Source organism: Campylobacter avium LMG 24591 (assembly GCF_002238335.1).
Taxonomy (GTDB): Bacteria; Campylobacterota; Campylobacteria; order Campylobacterales; family Campylobacteraceae; genus Campylobacter_D; species Campylobacter_D avium.
On record NZ_CP022347.1, the window covers coordinates 905,719 to 925,469 of the forward strand.

Consider the following 19,751-nt stretch of genomic DNA (forward strand, 5'->3'; position numbering starts at 1 on the left):
TAAAAAGGGGATTTTTTTACTTATCTTTTTGTGCGACAAGTTGTCTTCTCATATAAGCTATCTTGCTTTGTAAAGGCAAATCTTTTGGACAATTATCTTCACAGGCAAGCAAAGACATACAACCAAATACACCGTCATCATCTCCTACAAGCTCATAAAAATCCTCGACAGTTCTATGATCGTGCGGATCTTGTAAATATCTAGCTGTTCTTAAAAGACCGGTTGCACCTATGAAATTTGGTCTCATTAGCTTTGTAGCACAAGAAGCAAGGCAAATTCCACATTCTATACATCTATCAAGTTCAAAGGTTTCCTCAGCTACTTCTGGTTCTATCCTTTCTTCTATCTTAGATATATCGGTTTCTTTTTCATTATGCACCCAGCTTTCAACCCTTTTACACATACCCTCAAACCACTCTCCTGTATTTACACTTAAGTCCTTTATGTGCTTAAAGGCTGGCATAGGCATAAGCTCTATAACTCCGTCAGCATAGTCTTTTGTAAGTGTTTTACAAGCTAGTTTTGGCACTCCATTTATCATCATGGCACAGCTTCCACAAATTCCTGCCCTACAAACAAAGTCAAAGCTTAAATCAGCGTCCATTTTTTCGCGTATCAAAGTAAGACATACAAAGACCGTCATAAAAGGAGTTTCCTCAAGCTCATAGCTAACAAAATGAGGTTTTGAAATTTTGCTTAAAGGATTATATTTTAAAGCTCTTATGGTTAGTTTTCTACTCATAATTAACTCCTATTCTTTGATTTAAAGCTTTGTATTTTGGTTGTAATTCGTAAGGCATTAAAGCGTGTTGAATTTCGTGTCTTGATTTGCCTTCAGCTTCCATTTTTTCCCTTATAGCATCAACTTCAGCTTGTCTTTTTTCGCTTAGTGGATTTTCGATTATATTACCTTTTGCACCGTATCCTCTAAAGGCTGGTGGCATTTCCATTTTCATAATATCAAGCTCATCATACTCAACCTTTGGCAAGGTCTCGCCCTCTACCCAGTAAGTAAGAGTTCTTTTCATCCAGTTTAAATCATCCCTTTTTGGATAGTCCTCTCTGTAGTGAGCACCTCTGCTTTCTGTTCTTAAAAGTGCGCCATAAGCTACGCAAAGTGCAACTTTTAGCATTCTAGGCACTCTGTAAGCTTCTTCAAGCTCTGGATTTGCTGCAGCTATGTCTTTGCTATGTACTTTTATGTCAAGGGATTTTTTATAAAGCTCCTCAAGCTCATCAACCGCTTCTTTTAAGCCCTCTCCTGTTCTAAAGATAGCTACCTTATCCCACATAATCTCTTTCATTCTGTTTTTTATCTCAAAGACAGAGTGTTTGCCCTCTTTTTCGACTAAGGATTTTAGATATTCATACTCTTTACTTAAGAATTTTTTAACCAAATCTGTATCTATAGCTTCGCCATTGTTTTTGCAATAATCAGCAAAATAATCACCCACTATCATACCAGCCACAACTGTTTCAGCACAGGAATTTCCACCCAAGCGGTTAAAGCCGTGCATATCCCAGCAAGCTGCTTCCCCGCAAGCAAAGAGCCCATTTAGCCACTGAGACTCACCTGTTGGCTTTGTGCGAATTCCACCCATTGAGTAGTGTTGCATAGGCAATACCGGTGCCCAGCCCTTAGGTCCCTCATCGGCAGGATCTATGCCATTAAAAGTTTTGCATATATCTTGCACATCTCTTAGGTTTTTTTCTATATGAGCTCTTCCAAGTATGGATATATCAAGCCACAAGTGATCTCCATAAGGGCTTTTTACTCCTTTTCCCTTTCTTATATGTTCCATCATTCTGCGACTTACTACATCTCTACTTGCAAGCTCTTTCTTTTCTGGCTCGTAATCAGGCATAAAGCGGTATCCATCAACATCGCGTAAAATTCCGCCATCTCCTCTACAGCCCTCAGTTAGTAAGATCCCGCTTGGTACTATAGGAGTTGGGTGAAACTGCACTGCTTCCATATTTGATAATCTACAAAGCCCGGTTTCAAGTGCTATAGCAGCACCGGTTCCCTCGCAAATGACTGCGTTTGTGGTTTGCTTATAAATTCTACCATATCCACCTGTAGCTATCATAGTTCCTCTAGCAACAAAGGCTGTTAATTCTCCATTTGTAAGGTCCCTTGCTATAACTCCTATGCACCTTTTACCATCGTGCATAATCCTCACAGCTTCCATTCTATCTATGATCTTAACCTCGTGTTTTATGGCTTCATTTGCAACCCCATAAAGCATACAGTGCCCGGTTGCATCAGCTATATAACAGGTTCTCCATTTTTTAGTTCCGCCAAAATCCCTAGCATTTATTAGTCCGTGTGCTTCTTCTTTTTCTTCTATAACTGTTTTTTGAGCATTGATTACAACAGTTCTAGGACCTTTTGTAACTCTAGTCCAAGGAACACCCCAAGCTGCAAGCTCACGCACAGCTTTTGGAGCAGTTTGAGCAAACATTCTTGCTACTTCTTGATCACAGCCCCAGTCAGAACCTTTTACTGTATCAGCAAAATGTAGGTCTTCATTATCCCCATCTCCTTTTGCACCATTACCTAAACTTGCTTGCATACCGCCTTGAACAGCCGCAGAGTGCGATCTTTTTACGGGACAAATACTTAGCAATGTAACGCTTTGTCCGCTTTTAGCTACTTCAATAGCAGCTCTAAGCCCAGCTAAGCCACCGCCTATTACTAAACCGTCGCTATATTTAATATTCATATCACTCACCTCTTAACGCATATATGTAGGAATATATCGGCTTCCTACTTCGTGATCGCTCATGCCAACTTTTATGTAAGCTGCCATAGTTAAAAGCCCTAGGGCTATGAAAAATACGCTTATTATCCATTTTAATTTTTTAAGAGTTTTTCTACTAGCCTTTGCATTTTTGCCCTCAAACCAACCCCATTTAACACATAGTCTATAAAGACCTATTCCTCCGTGTAATTCAACTGCAAAAAGAAGGATTAGATAAAAAGGCCACATTTGAAGCATTCTCTCACCTGAGCCGTAAGGATCTATGGTGTGAGCTTGAAAAAACATCATACCCAAGTGGTAGGAGGCAAAGAAAAACATTATAAACCCTGTCGCTGCTTGTGTGAACCATAAACTTGTATCGCCATGCTTTATAGTTTTCGCGTGAGTTCTAAAAAGCTGCCACTGCCTGTAATTTATAGGGAATTTTCTCATAGCAAGCGCTGCATGTACCACAAATACAACAAAAACTATGAAAACTATAATAGAAACTACCCAAGGCTGTGGTGTTCCAAAGATAAAACTACCCTCGAACATCTTTGATATACTATACATAAAATCATTGCTAATTAAAATACTAGCAACAAAAAACATATGTCCCCACATAAATAGTCCTAAAAAAAGACCTGTAGCACTTTGGATAAAATCAAGCTTTGCGGGCAATTTGCTTTTCTTACCCTCAAGGCTTTTTCCAAAGTAGCCTTCAATGATTTGACTCATTGCCACTCCTTGAAAAAAGTTAGATAAACAGCTTAGATTATATTTTTTATACACTTAAATTGTTTTTAAAAATTAAATTTTATATAAACAAAGGGTAAAAAATTGTTTATTTTTTATAAAATTTTGAATTTTGGTATTGAAAAAAAAAAAAAACGATTTATAATTTCGAACTAGCTTTTTTCATAGCCTAAACTTAAGTATGGAAATTTAGTACCTTTCCTAAGAATTTGTATCTTAAATGTGGAAATCTAAGAAAACAAAGCACCTTTAAAGTGGCTTGAGAATAGCTAGGCCTTTCTTTTAAGTCTAAGATAAGAAAAGATTGAAAAAGATAAAAACACTAAAACAAGGCTTAAAATTTGCCCCATAGTAAGCCCAAAGCTTAAAAAACCTATGTGTGCGTCGGGTTCTCTGTAAAACTCGCATAAAAAACGCGCCAGCGAATAAAAGGCTATGTAAAGTATGATTAACTCACCTTTGAATTTTTGAAATTTCCTTGCTATAAAGATTAAGATAAAGACACAAATTCCCTCAAAAAACGCTTCATAAAGCTGGGAGGGATGTCTTAATACTCCATTTACATAAATGCCCCAAGGCACATCAGTAGCGCGTCCAAAAAGCTCTTGATTTAAGAAATTTCCTATCCTACCAAATGTATAAGCAAGCGGCACCGAAAGAGCCGTTAAATCAAGATATTCCCATAAATTTGCCTTATATTTTTTACAAAATAAAATACTAGCTATGAAAAAGCCTATAACAGCGCCGTGAAAGCTCATGCCGCGAATTCCTACGAATTCTCCTTGGGCGTTAAAAGGGTTAAAAATTTGCCAAGGATGGCTTAAATACCACAGGGTATTATCATCATAAATTAAAATATAGCCTAGTCTTGCACCTAAGATAACGCCTATTTCAACCCATATAAAATAAGAATCAAGCATTAAAGAGTTCATAGAAAAATTGTATTTTTTAGCAAAATATTTACCTATGAAAAGCCCGGAAAAAAGGGCTAAGATATACATCAAACTATACCAATAAATATTAAAACCAAAGATAGAAAAAGCTACCACATCAAAAGAGGAGTAGATATTTTGCCAAGCATTCATTTTAAGCCCTTCTTTTAAAACGAAAAATATAACAAATAAAGCTTAATCAAAATTTGATAAAGTTAAAAGTTATTTTAAAATAAACTTAAACTCTTTCATTATAAGAGATGGATGTTTAAATTTTTAATATAAATGTGTTACTTTTTTACACTGTGTATCTTAAAAATTTGAAAAAATTTCTAAGCAACTTTTAATCTTATTTGCCATTTATTTACTATTTTTCTAAGTTAAAATTCGGCAAAAGACCTAAAATATAAACTTTAAAAAGACTTTTCGTTTTTTTTGTATATACTTTTTCCTTTATTTCAATATCTTTGTAAGTTTTGAATTTTAGCTTTTTGTATTTTAAGGAGATATTTATGTTTATAAAAAAACTATGTAAAAAAGTAGTATTAATAACTCAACAAAAAGCATAGCAAATTCAAACTCAGCAATCTCATCTCAACAACAAATAATAAATCTAGCTAATGAAGCAGCTATAAATGCAAGAATGGTTTATCTTAAAAATCCTTATAAAAGTGATGAAGAAAAGATGGGTAATATGGCATATGATGAAGCAGGAAGGACATATGCTACTTTTATAAATAATACAGATAATGGTTTATGGGCAAATTTCTTTGGTGGTAAAAATATACTTAATAGTAATTCTGCTTCTGTATTAGGAGGAAGTTTAGGACTTGATAAAAGAATATCTGATGATAGCTTACTAGGACTTTATCTAACATATGCAGATGTAAATTTAAAAGATAGTATTATAAATGAAGAGGGAAAATCATATCAATTAGGACTATATTATAATAAAAACTTTGCTAATAATATGGAACTTGATTTAAAAGCAAATTTTGGTTTTAATCCTGCTAAGCAAAATTATATGCTAGGTTCATATGATACTACTTCATCTTTTACAAGAAACTATTATACAATCTCAGCTTCTGTAGGTAAGGTAGTTGATTTAGCTGATAATGGAGGAACATCTATAAAGCATTTTATAGGAGTAAATTATTATAATACTTATACTCCAGCTTATAATACAAATTCTGATTTTTCTTTAGAGCATAAATCTTATGCAGCTTCTGCAATATCATTTGATCTAGGTATAGGTTTAAAACAATATTTTAATGAAAATTCTTTCTTTTTCATAGGGCCTAAGATAGAACATTTTGCAAGTAATGATGCTTCTTTTTATAATGTAGTTTTAGCTGGGTCTAATAATGTCATTACTATAGATACTAAAGAAGTTAATAAGAATAGAACCTATGCTCAAATACTAGCAGGAGGTAAGGTTGATCTTAATAATGATGGTTTAGCTTTAAACTTGTCCTTAGCTGCTAAAAGTCTTATATCAAAAAGAGTATATGATAATGCTGATTCTTTTATAAGTGGACAAGTTGGGATTAGGTGGGAGTTTTAGGGGCTTGGAATTTGAGTTAAATTTTGTCTTGAGATAAATTTGAAATTAAACCTTATTTGGCCTTAGGGCGGGCAAAAGAAATCAAATCAAGTTCTAATCATTACTACGATATAGCTTTAAATTCATCTTGATAGCTATGTTGTTTTTATTAGTTGAGTTGAAATTTAAGGGATAATCAATTTGCAAGAGGTTTTTATAAGTTGATAAATCTTTGATGAATTTATAAAAATAGCTAGGCTCCTTTACATTTGCACTAAGGCTTATCAAGGAGCTTAGATACTCTTCTTTGCTATTATTTACATCCTTTTGCTGAATTTTTACATTTGAAAAATATTGTTTTGCAAAGCTTTCAAAATCTTTTATGTCAAATTCTGTACTAAATTGCGATAAGACCTTTTTGTTTTCCTCTTTCAAGTTATCAAGGTTGTTTTGAGAAAAATTTAACTTCGAATTGGTGTTTTTGTTTATCTCGCTTTGATTTATATTTTTAAGTCTGGCCACATCATAACTTTTAAAAGAGGGTATCATCAAAAACACTATAAAACACAAGCATATACAAGTAAGTATAAGCAAGTGTATAGCTATCTTAACCATGTCGAAATTTTCTAAGCTGCTATCTTTCATACATACCTTCTACAATTTTATTGATACTTACAAATTTATACCAGCCATTGCTAAGTGGATAAAAATTCACAGAATTTGTATCAAAGGTGCTTTTAAGCGGTGTTTGAACCAGGAGCAAAAACATTTCCTTGGTAGGAGTAACGCCTCTTATATCAAGCGAATTTTTGTTCATATTCATGCTTTCAAGCCGTATAGAGCCTGATTTAAGCACAAAATCAAATAAATTCATAACAACTTGCATTGCCTTCGTGTTATTGCCCTCAGCACCTATTATTTCTAGACCCAGGTTTTTTCTATGAGTTAGAATTTCAAAGTCCTTGTCATTTTTTAAAATTCTATCTTGCATGATGGCTAATTCTTTTCTTTTATTTTCCGTGTCGTTGTTGGCGAGCAAGGTTTTGGTAGCCACAACAAAATATAAAGCCGTAAGCAAGCCTAAACACAAGATGTAAAAACATAGCCAAATTTTAGCAAAACCACTTAAAATAGGCTTTAGTTTTGGCTTGATAAGAGAATAAGTCATATGTTAAGCTCCTTACGCATAAGCTCATTCATAAGTTCTAAAGTGTCAATTTGCACAAGTCTTGGTTCTAAAAAAATTTCATTTTCTATATAGCTTAAAACAGCTGAACTAATGTTTTCATTATCAAAAATTACAATTTCATCTATGAAATTCCCTTTATATAAAGGATTATCATAAAATTCTTTTAAGCTCATAAAAACATAAGAACACATCTGCATATCATCGCCAAAATCGCTCAAATCGTTCTTGATAGAACTTTTGTATTTTATATCATCGAGCTTATCATCAAGCAAGTTATCAAGTCCGTCAAGGTCGTAATTTTCTATATTTACATCATCGCTTTGAATTTCCTCTGCATTTTCGCTTTCTTGCTGTGTTTTTTTATCTAAATCAGAATCTTTTGGGCTAAGGTCAAAAAAGCTACCAAAATAAATCTCTCTCCCTTTGCAAATAATCACAGCAACGCAGTAAGAATGCCTATAAATACATAAACTTAGCTTAGTTGAATCCTTGCTAATATCCTTAGAAATACAGTAACTCAACAAGGCTAAAGGAGAATACAAAAAATCCACCCCGCCGTAATCTTCAAAATAATCCTTACACTCATTAATAGCACTTATGGATGAGTAAAGTCTGGCATTTTCTAAAACTATGGAGCGTATATTTTTGCTGTTAATACCAAAATTGTTCATATCTTTAAGGCTAGAACTTGGCACTATGCCTTGAATTTGCTTGTCAAAAAACAGTGCCACATAGTAAAGCTGAAAGTCGCTAACTAAGGACTTCACATAAGACATTAGCTTTTCTTTTTCTTCAAAGGTTTTTTCATAAGTATTGATTAGTTTTGAATTTTTAACGCTGTGAGCTCTTACTATGTGTTTATCTTTTTCAAAAATCACGCAAACAAAGAGATGTAGCATATATTTTCTAGGAGAAAAGAGCATTTTTGTCCTTGTTAAAACTGTCTTTTTTCGTAATCATATCAAATTTTTCCTTGATTATTCTTTTTGCTTCGTCTTTGTCTAAATTCTTTAAGCTAAATGGCTCTTGTATCCTATATCTTATCTTAGAAAAAGGTTTTGGAAGTATCATTTTATCCCAAGATTTAAACTGCCAATACCTACTTGCCTCATAGTTTAAAAGCACAATATCCACATCCTTTTTTTGCGCTATGCTAACACAGCCATCAGATATAGAGTGGTAAGGTCCTCTTGGACCATCAGGAGTTATAGCTAGGCAGTTTTTTTCATCTAAAATTTTAAAAGAGGCTCTTAAAACCGAACTCGCTCCTTTATAAGTGCTACCTCTTACGCTATCTATGCCAAAAAGTTCTATATTTTTAGCTATTAACTCTCCGTCTTTATGCTCTGAAATCATCACAAAAACCCTTTTTTTGCCAAGCTTTAATCTCTTAAAGATAAAGGGCATTAGGGCTAATCTTCCGTGCCAAAACAAAAATATATAGTTTTTATCCCCCGGCCTTTGCCCTATAAATTCTTTTTTGCAAGTTAAAAATATCAGCCATTGCAGTAAAAATATCGCTCTTATTGCAAGGTAAAATTTAAAGGACTTCACCGTAAAGCACCATTCTTCTAGCCTTATCTATCCTTACATCCTTTAACAAGCCAAGCATTTCCTCACTAGCCTTAATTTGCACCAAGAAGTTATTATCACTTCTACCAGCCACAAAGCCATCTGATCTTAGCTCATCAAACAGGACTTTCATAGTTGTATTTTCTTTTGTTTTTACTATCTCATCTAAAATTTCATTATGCCTTGCTTGTAAGGTGCTAAGTCTGCTTGAAGCTGTTTTTTCATCTATTTGATTTGGCATAGTGGCCGCCTTTGTTAGCGGTCTTTTTGAGTATTTAAACGAAAAAAGTTGTTCAAATCTAACTTTTTCTAAAACATCCATAGTATCCTTAAAATCCTCCTCACTCTCGCCCGGAAAAGCTACTATAATGTCTGTTGATATGCTAACATCAGGACAAAGCTCTCTTAGTTTCAAGGCTCTATCAAGATACCATTTTTTATCATAACCCCTTTTCATAGCCTTTAAAACGGCACTAGAGCCACTTTGAAGTGGCATGTGCATAGATTTACAAATTTTATCATTTGTGCTAAAAACTCTTAAAAACTCATCATCCATATGCAAAGGATGAGGGCTTGTGAAGCGAATTCTTTCTAAGCCATCGATTTGACTAAGCTCTTCTAATAAATTTGAAAAATTCATTTTTTTGTGTGCTGAGGAAAAGTATTTGCCATAATTATTTACATTTTGACCTAGTAAAAAAATTTCCTTTGCTCCGTTTGAAACAGCTTTTTTAGCTTCATTATAAATTATATTAAAGGGTATGGATAGCTCTTTGCCCCTAGTATGAGGAACTATGCAGTAAGTGCAGCTTTTATCACAGCCTATGGAGATATTTATATATGTTTTATAAAGGCTGTTTCTATAGTCTGCAAAGCTAAATTCGCTATCATCATTATCTAAATCAACGCTTATAAATTTGCTTTCTTTCACAGCCTTTGAAATTTTTGATACATTTCTAGCCCCAAGCACAAAATCCACAACAGGAGCTCTTTTAAAAATTTCATCTCCCAAGTGTGAGGCAGTGCAGCCGCAAACTCCTATCTTAGCGTCCTTTTTTTTAATCTTATCAAAAGAGCCGATCTCTGAAAAAAGCTTATGCACCGGTTTTTCTCTAACAGAGCAGGTGTTTATAAGTATTAAATCCGCATCCTCTGCCTCAGTGGTTAAGCTATACTCATCATTTTTACTAAGTTCTGCTATCATATGCTCTGAATCTCTTACATTCATAGCACAGCCAAGCGTTTGTATAAAAAGCTTTTTACTCAAAATATATGCACCTCATACATATAATCTCCGCTATCAAGTCCGTATCTAACCTCTCTGTAATACACGCTTAGACCCTTCTTTTCAAAATGTTGAGCCAAAGAAGTGAGGGTTTTTTTTGAATTTTCTCTATCAAGATAAAAAAAACTTTGATTTTCTTGCTCCAAAAGCTCCTCAAGTTTTTTTAAACTTACACTCTTAGCCTTTTCATCAAGTAAAGTTCTAGCTAGTTTTACATCCATAATATAAATCCTTGAAATTTCATTCTTTATAAATTTTTAATTTTAACAAATTTTACTTTTAATTAAACTTATTTTGTATATAATTTTGGCCTAACTTTTAAAATTTCCCAAAAAACGGAGCTTTTATAATGGAGAAAATCACAGACATAATACAGTCTATTGCAAATGAAAAAAATTTAAATTTAGATGATGTAAAAGACAAGGTTACACAGGCTTTAATCAATACAGCAAAAAGAATTTACGGGCAGCAATATGAATTTTTCGTTGACCCAAAAAGCCTAAAACTTTATCAAAAAATTTTAGTTTTAGATGATGATGATGAAAGATTGAAAGAAGAAAACGAGCAGTTTTTATCTCTTTCTAAGGCTAGAAAAGAAGCAGCCGACATCGAAGTAGGCGATGAACTGACTTATGAATGCAGCCTAGAAAATTTAGGTAGAACTGCGGTAAATACCTTACACAAAGAACTAGAATACCATGTACAAAAGCTTTTAGAAGAGACAATTTATAAAAAATACAAAGATATGCTTGGTGCTATGGTGTTTGGAACTGTGGTTAGGGTAGATAGCGAGGATAATACTTATATAGAAATAGACGAGCTAAGAGCCTTTTTGCCGAGAAAGAATAGAATAAAGGGTGAGTTTTTTAAGGTAGGAGATGTGATTAAGGCTGTAATTCGCAAGGTATATATGGATAAAAACGGCATTAGGATAGAGCTTAGCAGAACCTCTCCTAAATTCCTAGAAGCCTTGCTTGAAGCTGAAGTGCCAGAGATAAAAGACGGCTTGGTTTCAATCATAGCAAGCGCTAGAATTCCGGGCGAAAGAGCAAAGGTAGCACTTATTTCAAATTCTGCAAATGTAGACTGCGTGGGAGCTACGGTTGGTTCTAAGGGAGTTAGGATAAATGCGATTAGCAAGGAATTAAACGGAGAAAACATAGACTGCATAGAATACAGCAATGAAGCGGCTATTTTTATCACAAGAGCCTTAGCACCAGCTATCGTAAATTCAGTAAGCATAGAGGATAAAAAGGCCATAGTTGGCATAAGTTCTGAACAAAAAAGCAAAGCCATAGGAAAAAACGGAATAAACATAAGACTAGCTTCCATGATAAGCTCCTATGAAATAGAGCTTAAAGAACTACAAGATAACAAAAAACAAGACAATGAAGAAGCAATGAAAAATCTAGAAAATCTTTTTAAAAATATCTAGGTTTTTTGTGGATTTTAAAAAAACCTTTTTTCTTACTCTGCCTGTAGCCTTTGCTTACATACCGCTTGGAATGGCGCTTGGGATACTAGCTGCTAGTAATGACTTTTCGTATTTGCAAATTTTAGCCATATCTTTTTTTGTGTATTCTGGTTCGGCTGAGTTTTTACTTGTAAGCTTTATAGTAAATAATGAAGGGCTTTTGGGCATTTTTATAAGCTTGTTTTTGGTAGGTTTTAGGCATTTTTTCTATACTATATCCTTGCTAAAAGAATTAAAAGCTTTAAATTTCTTAAGACATTATGTAATCTTTGCTTTATCTGATGAAAGCTTTGCACTTTTAAGCACTTACAAAAAGGAATTTAATGAAGAGCTTAGCAAGGAGACAAGGTCAATTTTACAAGCCTTTCTTTGCTTTTTAAACCAAAGTTATTGGCTTATAGGCGTTAGTCTTGGCTTTGTTTTGCAAAATCTTATCAAGCTTGATTATTCAGGCATTGAATTTGCCCTAAGTGCTTTATTTATAGTCATTAGCATAGATGCTTACAAGCAAAATCCTAACAAAAACATCTTACTTTTTGCCCTTATCTTAGGACTTTGTGCCTTGCTTTTTATAGATAAAAAATATATGCTTTTTTCATCTTTATTTATCGTAGTTTTATTCTTACTTTTTAGGAGTAAATATGCAAGATAGTTTTATTTTGGCTTTATTTGTGGGATTTTTAGCAACTTATAGCAGCAGATTTTTACCTTTTTTGCTCTTTAAAAGCAAGGTTGAGGGTAAAAATTTACTTATCTTACAAAAAAATATGCCCCTTGCTATAATGATAATCCTAGTTTTTTACACCTTTTATACCTATGAAATATCAAATTTAAAAGAGCTTTTTATCCTGCTTGTTTCTTGTGCTTTTGTCTTATTTTTGCACATAAAATTTAAAAGTGCCTTGCTTAGCATAGTGCTTGGAATTTTGCTATATATGCTTTTGCTAAGAGTTTTTTAAAATTTAACAAAGAGGCGAGATAAAATACCAAGCCAAAGTACTTAAAGAGAAAAAGAATTGCTATCCTTGCCATCTATCACATCAAATAGCTTTTGCAAGTGCTTTTCCTCAGCTTGTTTTAAGCCATCAACATAAAATTTATTTTTAGCATAAAGTTCGAAATTTTTTCTTACCGTGCTTAAATCAAGGTCGTTTTCATTCTCAACATCACTTTTTTTATCTTCTTTTTTCTTGATGTCATTTAAAGTAGCTTGAAATTCATCAGAGCTTTTATTTTTGCTTTGTATTTCAACAAAATATTCATTAGTTTTTTGTGATACAGGGCTTATCATGGCAAATCCTTTGTGTTGTTTGACAAGCTAAAGCAAATTTCATTCCAAGCTTAAAAAATCACAGTTTTGTTCTTATGTATGAAAATTCTATCCTCAAAAGCCAATTCCAAAGCCTTTAAAAGCACATCTTTTTCCACGCTCTGCCCTGCTCTTTTCATATCTTGCCAACTGTAGTCGTGATTTATATTTATCACCCCTTGAGTTATGATTGGCCCATTATCAAGCATATCATTTACGAAGTGAGCTGTTGCGCCTATTATCTTAACGCCTCTTTCAAAGGCCTGTTTATACGGGTTCGCACCTATAAAAGCTGGCAAAAATGAGTGATGTATGTTAATAATCTTGTTTTCATATTTTTCCACAAATTCGGGCGATAAAATTCTCATATACTTAGCAAGAACTATATAATCAAGCTTGTACTTTGATAAAAGCTCTAAAATGCGCGCTTCGTGCTCTTCTTTACTTATATCTTTATGGCTTACTGTGTGGAATTTGATACCAAAAAGCTCTACTAAATTTTGCAAATCACTATGATTTGATATAACAAGCTCTATATCAGCTAAAAGCTCTTTGCTGTAATGCTTGATGAGTATGTCTCCAAGGCAGTGCGTTTCTTTTGTGGCTAGGATGGCTATTTTTTTCTTAGCCCGTTTATGAAGCTCTATATTTGAGTTTTTGGCCAATTTTTGCCTTAAGGTATCTAAAAATTTAGCCTCATCAAAACTGCCTTCTAAAATGGCTCTAAAAAAGAATTTGCCATCACTTACAAATTCGTTATTTTTAATGATATTAAGATTAAAAGAAAAAATTAAATCAGAGATTTTATATATAAGTCCCTTTTCGTCATCGCAAAATATTTTTAGTATAAATTCATTCATCTGCAAACCCCTTTATGTAGTTTTTTATAAAAATATCCTCTTGTGCTTTTTTATACAGTCCCAACTCAGCCCCCTTAAGGCCAAGCTTCATAGCCTCATCCATATTTACATAAATTTTTAAGCTCTCACCATAAAGCTTTAGTTTTTTAGCTAAAGCTATCCTTTCTTCACTCCAAAGCCCTAGCCACTCTTTTAGCGGCATGTTTAAAGCTATTTCGCACATTTTTTTCATTGTTAAATTTTCTTTCACAAAAACTTGCTTTGAAGCCGTGTGCAAATCGTTTTTTATCTTAGTTTTTTTAAAAAATAAATTCTTATTTATATTAAAAAAATTAAGATAAAGATACAAAAACAAAGCCTCGCTACGCACAAATTCTCTGCTTTTTTCTAAAAGCTCTAAAAAAGCTTTATCATTGCTTTTATGATAAAAAAGCCTTTCTTCTAAATTCAAATTTTGAAGCAACAAAAAGCCAGCAAGCAAATTTTTAGCCTTAAAAAATTTATAAAGCTCGGCATTTATCCTATCTAAGCTCAAGTCGCTTATATCCATACTTTGCATTAAGGCTAGAGTGTTAGTATCACTTTGCAAATCAAAACGAGAGACAAAATGCACAGCCCTTAAAATTCTCAAGCTATCCTCTTTAAAGCTATTGTCATCTATATGTTTTAAAAGCTTTTTTTGTAAATGAGAAAAACCCTCGTAAAAGTCTAAAAACTCATTGGTAAAGATATTTATCATCATAGAATTTATGGTAAAATCCCTACGCTTGCACGCCTGCTTTTCATCGTTACAAATTCTTACCTCAAAACCCTTGTGTCCTTTTGAAATTTTATTTTCATACCTAGCCAAAGAAAGGTCAAAATTTTTATACTTAAATACAAAAAAGCTCTTGCCAACCCCATTTGCCTTTATATCATTCATTAAAGCTTCAAATTTCTCAAAAGATAAATCATAAATTTCTAAGTCAAAATCGCTAATCTTTAAGCCCAAAAGCAAATCCCTAACACAACCGCCAACCAAATACACCCTCTTTGTGTGCGGTGCTAGGAGTTTTTTAATAAAATCAAGTTTTGCGTTATTTCTTAAGTCTATCTTCGATATTTGCAAGCAAAAACTCTAAAAAATTTATGGTTAAATCAAGTCTATCTTCTAAATTCTCTTTCTTAGTGGCCTTTAAACCCTCAAAAAGCACTAAAATGCGTTCTTTGATATTTTTTAAAAAAAATTCATCATTAAAGCTTAATTCCTCTTTGTCCTTAAGCTCGATATTTTGAGGCTCTGCACTAGCTGCAAAAAGTTCGTTTTGCTCCTCATCTTCTTTATCGCTACTTAATTTAAATTCTTGCTCGTAAGGATTAAAAGCAAGCTCCTCGGGCTCGCTTACATCCTCTTGCAAATCCTTCGTAGCCTCATTAAGCTCTTTTTGAGGCTCTTTGCTCTCATCAGAACTCATTTGGGTATTAAGCTCGTCTATGGTTTTTCTAGCCAAATCCTCTAAATTCATATCTTTATCAACCACCTTTTAAATTCATTTATTTCATCATCGCTTTGCATATTTATAAAAAAATCTAGCATTTCTGTATTTAAGTCTTTGTGCTGAGATCTTAAGCCGCTAAGCCTTCTTACGCCGTCTATGGCATTTGCATTTTGCGGGTCTTTTTTTAAAATATTTTTATAAATTTCTAAAGCCTCGCTTTTTAAGCCTTGAGCTTCATAAATGGACGCTTCAGTGACTGTGTGTATCATAAACAAAACCTTTCATTTTTATAATAATAACACAAAGGCTTTAATTTTGTATTAATTTTTTTATAATAAATTCCTAGCTACATTCATTCCAAGGAAGTTTTATGAGCGAAATCATAGGAAATTTTAAAGAAATAAGTAAAATCCCGCACTGCAGTTTTAACACTAAAAAACTATCTGATTTTTTATGTGCTTTTGCAAAGCAAAACGGTGCCAAGGTTAGCGTAGATGAGGCTTTTAACATACACTGTATAAAGGGAAATCCTAAAATTTGCTTGCAAAGTCACTATGACATGGTGTGCATGGGCGAAGCACCAAATATAATCTTAGAAGAAAAAAATGGAATTTTAAGTGCGATAAATTCATCCTTAGGTGCTGATAATGGAATGGGCGTAGCCATGATGATGCAGGTTTTAAAAGAATTTGATGATGTGGAATGTCTTTTTACAAATGACGAGGAAGTTGGGCTTATAGGAGTTAAGAACCTAAAACACAAGATAAAGTCAAAATTTTTGCTAAATTTAGACCATGAGGTTGATAACGAGGTGATTATCTCTTGTGCTGGCGGCGTGGATATTAAGGCTAGTATGAAGCTAAGTTTTAAAGAAGAAGAATGTGAAATTTATGAGCTTGATACTGTAAATTTTAAAGGCGGACACTCGGGCATAGATATAATTAATAATGTAAAAAATGCCATTAAAGAACTAGCGTATTTTATCTTAGAAAATAACGGTGTTTTGGTTGATTTTCAAGGAGGAGAAAGGATAAATTCCATCGCAAAACACGCAAAAGCCTTGGTGGCTTTTAAGAAAAAACCTAAAGAAAATTCTTATATCAAATGCAAATACCTAGGCAAGAAAAAGGCAAAAATCATAAAACAAAGCTCTAAAATTCTAAAAAGCTTGGCCTCCTTTGCACAGGGCGTTAGAGCCTATGATAAAGAACTGCAAATAGTAAGAACGAGCATAAATTTATCGCTTTTTAAAATTCAAGATGAAAAGCTTGATATAGAGTTTTTTGCCAGGTCAAACACTCTTGATGATTTGTTAAGGATAAAAGAGGAGAGTAAAATTTTCTTTAAAAGCTTTGGTTTTAAGATATCTTTTTCAAATTTTTACGAACCTTGGCAAGCTAGCAAAAGCAAATTTGCCCTAGACGTGCTTAATGCTCTTAAAAAGCATATCAAAAATTGCAAGATCTTAGCCGTGCATGCTGGTCTTGAGTGCGGGATAATAGAAAAAAAGCAAAAGCTGATTTGTGCTTGCATAGGTCCAAATATACATAATCCACACTCAGTTGATGAAAGATGTGAGATAGATTCTGTAAATAAAATTTACGCCGCACTTAAGGACATTTTAAAGCTTTATAAGTAATCAATCTTTATCTAGATGTTTTACCAAAACTATACATAGCAAAGACGATAAAGCCACAAAAAGCATATAATAAGCTATCTTATCCTCATAAATGGCATTCACAACAAAGGGTGTAAAAAAGACTAAAATGCAGTATGAGAGATTGTAAGCAAAGGCAAGTCCGCTAAATTTAAGCTCTGCACTAAAAACCTTAGTCATAAAAATAGGCGCAAAACTTATAATGCCTTGCGAAAAACAAGCACAAAGATAATAAAGCAAAAAATTATCATCATAAAAACCTAGCAAAACGCCAAAAAATGCAAATGATAAAGAAAAAATAAAACAAATTTTATAATTACCAAAAAATGTAGCCAAAAGCCCTTGCGTTAAGCTTCCAAGTATGATACAAACGCTTGCTAGATTTGTATAAAGAATTTTTTGAGTTTCGCTAAAGGCAAATAAAGTATCAAAATGCTTTGGTATAATCGTAAGAGTGGCCACGCCAGAGCTTAAAATCACGCTCATTAAAACGCAAACTAGCATTGCTTTTTTATGAGTTTTTAAAGCTTGTAGTAATGGAAATTTAAGCCTTTTATCCTCATTTACAAGCTTTAAAAACACAGGACTTTCAACAAGCTTTGTTCTTAAAAAACAAGCTATAATCCCAAATACAGCACCTATTATAAATGGAATTCGCCAGGCGTATTCTTTTATCTCCTCTTGAGTAAAATAAAAATTTATAAAAAGACTTATTAGTGCGGCTAATAATAAACCCACAGTAAGGGTAGCAGATATGAAAGAAAGGGCTAGGGATTTGTATTTTTCGCTTACTAATTCGCTCACAAAGACCCAAGCACCAGATACTTCAGCCCCAACAGCTAGGCCTTGAACTATCCTTACAGCAAAAAGTAAAATGGTCGCAAACAAACCTATGCTTTCATAAGTTGGCAAAAAGGCCAAAACAAAGCTTGGTATAATCATAAAAAGCATACTGATGTAAAATACAGGCTTCCTGCCCTTAATATCTCCAAAATGTGCAAAAATCAAGGCTCCAAATGGTCTTGCTAAATAACCAGCCCCAAAGCTAATCCAAACTCCAAGTTCAGCCCAAAATTCATTATTAGGAGGAAAGAAAATTTGCGCAAATATAGAGGTAAAAAATACAAATAAAATAAAATCGTAAAATTCTAGAATTCCACCAAAAGAGGCATAGAGAGTATTTTTAAAGGCTTGTTCTTTTGACAAAAGGGGTCTTTTGACCCCTTGTTTATAGCTTACCACCTTCGATAACTATATCTTCAGCTTTTATATCATCTGTAAAAGCGTCTTTTAAAGTAAGTTCATAAGCTTGATTAAAAAATCTTTCACCAGCTAGCTTTACAATCAAATCATCAACAAAGGCTTTAAGCTCTGCATTGCCCTTTTTAACGGCTCCAGCAATAACATCTTTATTGCCAAGCTCTTTTATAGCAACCTTAAACTGAGGTTTATCTTTCACCCAAGCAAATAACAAGGTGTTATCATGTGCGAAAGCTTGGCCCTTACCGCTAGAAAAGGCTTCGTACGCTTCTGTATTTTGGTCAAATTTAAGGCTCTTAATGTCAGGATGATTTAAACTAAAATAAGCGTCCGCTGTGGTGCCTTTATTTAGTATCAAGGTTAAATCTTTTATATCATCAACTGAGCTTACATTTAAATCAGCAGGAACAACAATACCCAATGAAACCTTCATATAAGGCAGTGTAAAATCAACCTGCTCGGCTCTTTCTGGTGTTTGAGTGAAATTTGCTAAGATTAAATCAACCTTGTCAGATTTTAAAAACTCAACCCTATTTGCCGCTTCAACAAGTACAAATTGAACCTTGTTTTCATCGCCTAGTAATTCCTTGGCTATTCTCTTTGCAAAAACTATATCATAGCCTTGATTTACACCCTTTTCATCAATAAAACCAAAAGGAGGTTTGTCAGCAAAAACGCCTATTCTTATAACTCCATTTTTCTTAATCGCATCTAAGCTACCGCTATTTTGCGATACTTCAGTAGAATTTGTAGCATTTGTTTCGCTACTAGCTTCTTTTTTAGAGCTATCACCGCAAGCTGTTATCATCGCAACAAAGAAAAATGGTGCAATGAGTGAAAAAAACTTTTTCATATCTTTCCTTTCTTTAAAATAAGATAATATGAGTATTATTATATTATAAAATACATTCTAAACGACAAAAATAACAAATAAATTTATTTACTTAAATAATAAATGAGTAAATTTTTCGCACCTAATAATAAATTCTACTCAAATACAAGCCATTTGGCGGTGCTAATACCCTTACAAATTCTTTTTTTGCTTTGATTTGAAGCAAAAGTTCATCCTTGCTAAGCTTAGCTTCAAGAGTTCTTAAAACCGCACTCATCATCAATCTTACTTGGGCTCTTAAAAAACCATTGGCCTCAAAGGTAAAAATAGTATAATGCTTGTATCTTTTAGCATTGGCCTTATAAATAGTTCTTATGGTGTTTTCCTTTCCTTGCTTTTGAAAGAATTTAAAATCATTTTCTCCAAGAAAAAGCGACAAAAGCTCATTAGTCTTTGATAAATCCAAAGCAGGATAAAAAAGCTGATACTGCGATAGAAACGGGCTGTAGGTGCTGTGATTTAGTATGTATTTATACTGTCTTTTTTTCACAGCAAAGCGAACTTCAAAATCATCGTCTACAACAAATGCCCTTTTTATGTGTATGCTGGGATTTAAGTATGAATTTAGCTTCTTTACAAAATACCGCAAATCAATGTCTAAATTTATGGTATTTATCAAAGCTACCGCATTTAAGGCATGAACCCCCTTATCTGTCCTTGAGGCAAAGAGTGGCATTTCTTTAATATTAAAAGCTTGCAAGGCTCTAAATAAAGTATCTTGCACTGTTTTTTTGTGCCTTTGAGTAGCAGAACCGTAAAACCTTGAGCCGTCGTAAGCAAAAATGAGCTTTATTTTCAAA

The 19,751-nt window shown here is 33.4% G+C and carries 23 protein-coding genes; 5 read left to right on the top strand and 18 right to left on the bottom strand.

Annotated features, from left to right (window positions below):
* Window positions 1-16: 16 nt before the first annotated feature.
* The 4 genes from CAV_RS04590 to lgt all read right to left on the bottom strand — a co-directional run bounded on the left by CAV_RS04590 (window position 17) and on the right by lgt (window position 4,585).
* A complete protein-coding gene (locus CAV_RS04590; RefSeq protein ID WP_094325328.1) occupies window positions 17-742 on the bottom strand; it encodes a fumarate reductase iron-sulfur subunit in 726 nt (241 codons plus the stop codon).
* A complete protein-coding gene (locus CAV_RS04595; protein ID WP_094325329.1) occupies window positions 735-2,726 on the bottom strand; it encodes a fumarate reductase flavoprotein subunit in 1,992 nt (663 codons plus the stop codon). The genes CAV_RS04590 and CAV_RS04595 overlap by 8 nt, the downstream gene beginning before the upstream one ends.
* 12 nt (window positions 2,727-2,738) lie before the next feature.
* Window positions 2,739-3,482: a fumarate reductase cytochrome b subunit gene (locus CAV_RS04600; RefSeq protein ID WP_094325330.1), complete on the bottom strand. Its 744-nt coding sequence runs from the start codon at window positions 3,480-3,482 to the stop codon at window positions 2,739-2,741.
* A gap of 287 nt (window positions 3,483-3,769) precedes the next feature.
* Window positions 3,770-4,585 carry a prolipoprotein diacylglyceryl transferase gene (gene lgt, locus CAV_RS04605; RefSeq protein WP_094325331.1) on the bottom strand — a complete coding sequence of 272 codons (816 nt, stop codon included), beginning with the start codon at window positions 4,583-4,585 and terminating at the stop codon, window positions 3,770-3,772.
* Between the two features lie 490 nt (window positions 4,586-5,075).
* Between lgt and CAV_RS04610 the strand changes: the two genes are divergently transcribed.
* On the top strand, window positions 5,076-5,996 hold the full coding sequence (locus CAV_RS04610; protein ID WP_094752824.1) for an autotransporter outer membrane beta-barrel domain-containing protein: 921 nt from the start codon (window positions 5,076-5,078) through the stop codon (window positions 5,994-5,996).
* A gap of 93 nt (window positions 5,997-6,089) precedes the next feature.
* On the opposite strand, the gene CAV_RS04615 is transcribed toward CAV_RS04610, so the two are convergent.
* From CAV_RS04615 to CAV_RS04640, 6 genes are read right to left on the bottom strand one after another with little or no spacing between them, the layout of a single operon-like run.
* Window positions 6,090-6,620 (bottom strand): BAR domain-containing protein, encoded by a 531-nt coding sequence (locus CAV_RS04615; RefSeq protein WP_094325333.1) that lies wholly within the window; start codon window positions 6,618-6,620, stop codon window positions 6,090-6,092.
* Window positions 6,610-7,143 (bottom strand): hypothetical protein, encoded by a 534-nt coding sequence (locus tag CAV_RS04620; protein ID WP_094325334.1) that lies wholly within the window; start codon window positions 7,141-7,143, stop codon window positions 6,610-6,612. The genes CAV_RS04615 and CAV_RS04620 overlap by 11 nt, the downstream gene beginning before the upstream one ends.
* On the bottom strand, window positions 7,140-8,087 hold the full coding sequence (locus tag CAV_RS04625; protein WP_094325335.1) for a hypothetical protein: 948 nt from the start codon (window positions 8,085-8,087) through the stop codon (window positions 7,140-7,142). Before CAV_RS04625 ends, CAV_RS04620 begins: the two co-directional genes overlap by 4 nt.
* Window positions 8,071-8,718 carry a lysophospholipid acyltransferase family protein gene (locus tag CAV_RS04630; protein ID WP_245807380.1) on the bottom strand — a complete coding sequence of 216 codons (648 nt, stop codon included), beginning with the start codon at window positions 8,716-8,718 and terminating at the stop codon, window positions 8,071-8,073. Before CAV_RS04630 ends, CAV_RS04625 begins: the two co-directional genes overlap by 17 nt.
* Window positions 8,705-10,006, bottom strand: coding sequence for a tRNA (N6-isopentenyl adenosine(37)-C2)-methylthiotransferase MiaB (miaB, locus tag CAV_RS04635; RefSeq protein WP_094325336.1), 1,302 nt, complete (start codon window positions 10,004-10,006; stop codon window positions 8,705-8,707). Before miaB ends, CAV_RS04630 begins: the two co-directional genes overlap by 14 nt.
* Window positions 10,000-10,242, bottom strand: a complete 243-nt coding sequence (locus CAV_RS04640) for an HP0268 family nuclease (RefSeq protein WP_094325337.1) — start codon at window positions 10,240-10,242, stop codon at window positions 10,000-10,002. The genes miaB and CAV_RS04640 overlap by 7 nt, the downstream gene beginning before the upstream one ends.
* Before the next feature lie 128 nt (window positions 10,243-10,370).
* Here CAV_RS04640 and nusA point away from each other — a divergent pair, with 128 nt between their 5' ends.
* The 3 genes from nusA to CAV_RS04655 are packed head-to-tail and all read left to right on the top strand — an operon-like array spanning window position 10,371 to window position 12,454.
* Complete coding sequence (gene nusA, locus CAV_RS04645) at window positions 10,371-11,456, top strand: transcription termination factor NusA (protein ID WP_094325338.1); 1,086 nt, start codon at window positions 10,371-10,373, stop codon at window positions 11,454-11,456.
* Window positions 11,457-11,463: 7 nt separating this feature from the next.
* Window positions 11,464-12,147, top strand: coding sequence for an AzlC family ABC transporter permease (locus CAV_RS04650; protein WP_094325339.1), 684 nt, complete (start codon window positions 11,464-11,466; stop codon window positions 12,145-12,147).
* Complete coding sequence (locus tag CAV_RS04655; protein WP_094325340.1) at window positions 12,137-12,454, top strand: AzlD domain-containing protein; 318 nt, start codon at window positions 12,137-12,139, stop codon at window positions 12,452-12,454. The genes CAV_RS04650 and CAV_RS04655 overlap by 11 nt, the downstream gene beginning before the upstream one ends.
* Before the next feature lie 41 nt (window positions 12,455-12,495).
* On the opposite strand, the gene CAV_RS04660 is transcribed toward CAV_RS04655, so the two are convergent.
* The 5 genes from CAV_RS04660 to CAV_RS04680 are packed head-to-tail and all read right to left on the bottom strand — an operon-like array spanning window position 12,496 to window position 15,411.
* Complete coding sequence (locus tag CAV_RS04660) at window positions 12,496-12,786, bottom strand: hypothetical protein (protein ID WP_094325341.1); 291 nt, start codon at window positions 12,784-12,786, stop codon at window positions 12,496-12,498.
* 50 nt (window positions 12,787-12,836) lie between these two features.
* Complete coding sequence (purU, locus tag CAV_RS04665; RefSeq protein ID WP_094325342.1) at window positions 12,837-13,664, bottom strand: formyltetrahydrofolate deformylase; 828 nt, start codon at window positions 13,662-13,664, stop codon at window positions 12,837-12,839.
* Window positions 13,657-14,772: a tRNA nucleotidyltransferase/poly(A) polymerase family protein gene (locus CAV_RS04670; protein ID WP_094325343.1), complete on the bottom strand. Its 1,116-nt coding sequence runs from the start codon at window positions 14,770-14,772 to the stop codon at window positions 13,657-13,659. Before CAV_RS04670 ends, purU begins: the two co-directional genes overlap by 8 nt.
* Entirely contained in the window at window positions 14,741-15,169 is a 429-nt protein-coding gene (ciaD, locus tag CAV_RS04675) for an effector protein CiaD (RefSeq protein WP_094325344.1), read from the bottom strand. Before ciaD ends, CAV_RS04670 begins: the two co-directional genes overlap by 32 nt.
* The gene (locus CAV_RS04680; protein WP_094325345.1) at window positions 15,166-15,411 is read right to left on the bottom strand and encodes a hypothetical protein; all 246 of its coding nucleotides are present in this window, start codon (window positions 15,409-15,411) and stop codon (window positions 15,166-15,168) included. The genes ciaD and CAV_RS04680 overlap by 4 nt, the downstream gene beginning before the upstream one ends.
* Before the next feature lie 101 nt (window positions 15,412-15,512).
* Between CAV_RS04680 and CAV_RS04685 the strand changes: the two genes are divergently transcribed.
* The gene (locus CAV_RS04685; RefSeq protein ID WP_094325346.1) at window positions 15,513-16,781 is read left to right on the top strand and encodes a M20/M25/M40 family metallo-hydrolase; all 1,269 of its coding nucleotides are present in this window, start codon (window positions 15,513-15,515) and stop codon (window positions 16,779-16,781) included.
* On the opposite strand, the gene CAV_RS04690 is transcribed toward CAV_RS04685, so the two are convergent.
* From CAV_RS04690 to truA, 3 genes are all read right to left on the bottom strand, one after another.
* Window positions 16,782-18,005: an MFS transporter gene (locus CAV_RS04690; RefSeq protein WP_094325347.1), complete on the bottom strand. Its 1,224-nt coding sequence runs from the start codon at window positions 18,003-18,005 to the stop codon at window positions 16,782-16,784.
* A gap of 22 nt (window positions 18,006-18,027) precedes the next feature.
* Window positions 18,028-18,912: a cysteine ABC transporter substrate-binding protein gene (locus tag CAV_RS04695; protein ID WP_342744130.1), complete on the bottom strand. Its 885-nt coding sequence runs from the start codon at window positions 18,910-18,912 to the stop codon at window positions 18,028-18,030.
* A gap of 121 nt (window positions 18,913-19,033) precedes the next feature.
* On the bottom strand, window positions 19,034-19,750 hold the full coding sequence (gene truA, locus CAV_RS04700) for a tRNA pseudouridine(38-40) synthase TruA (protein WP_094325348.1): 717 nt from the start codon (window positions 19,748-19,750) through the stop codon (window positions 19,034-19,036).
* Window position 19,751 lies beyond the last annotated feature (1 nt).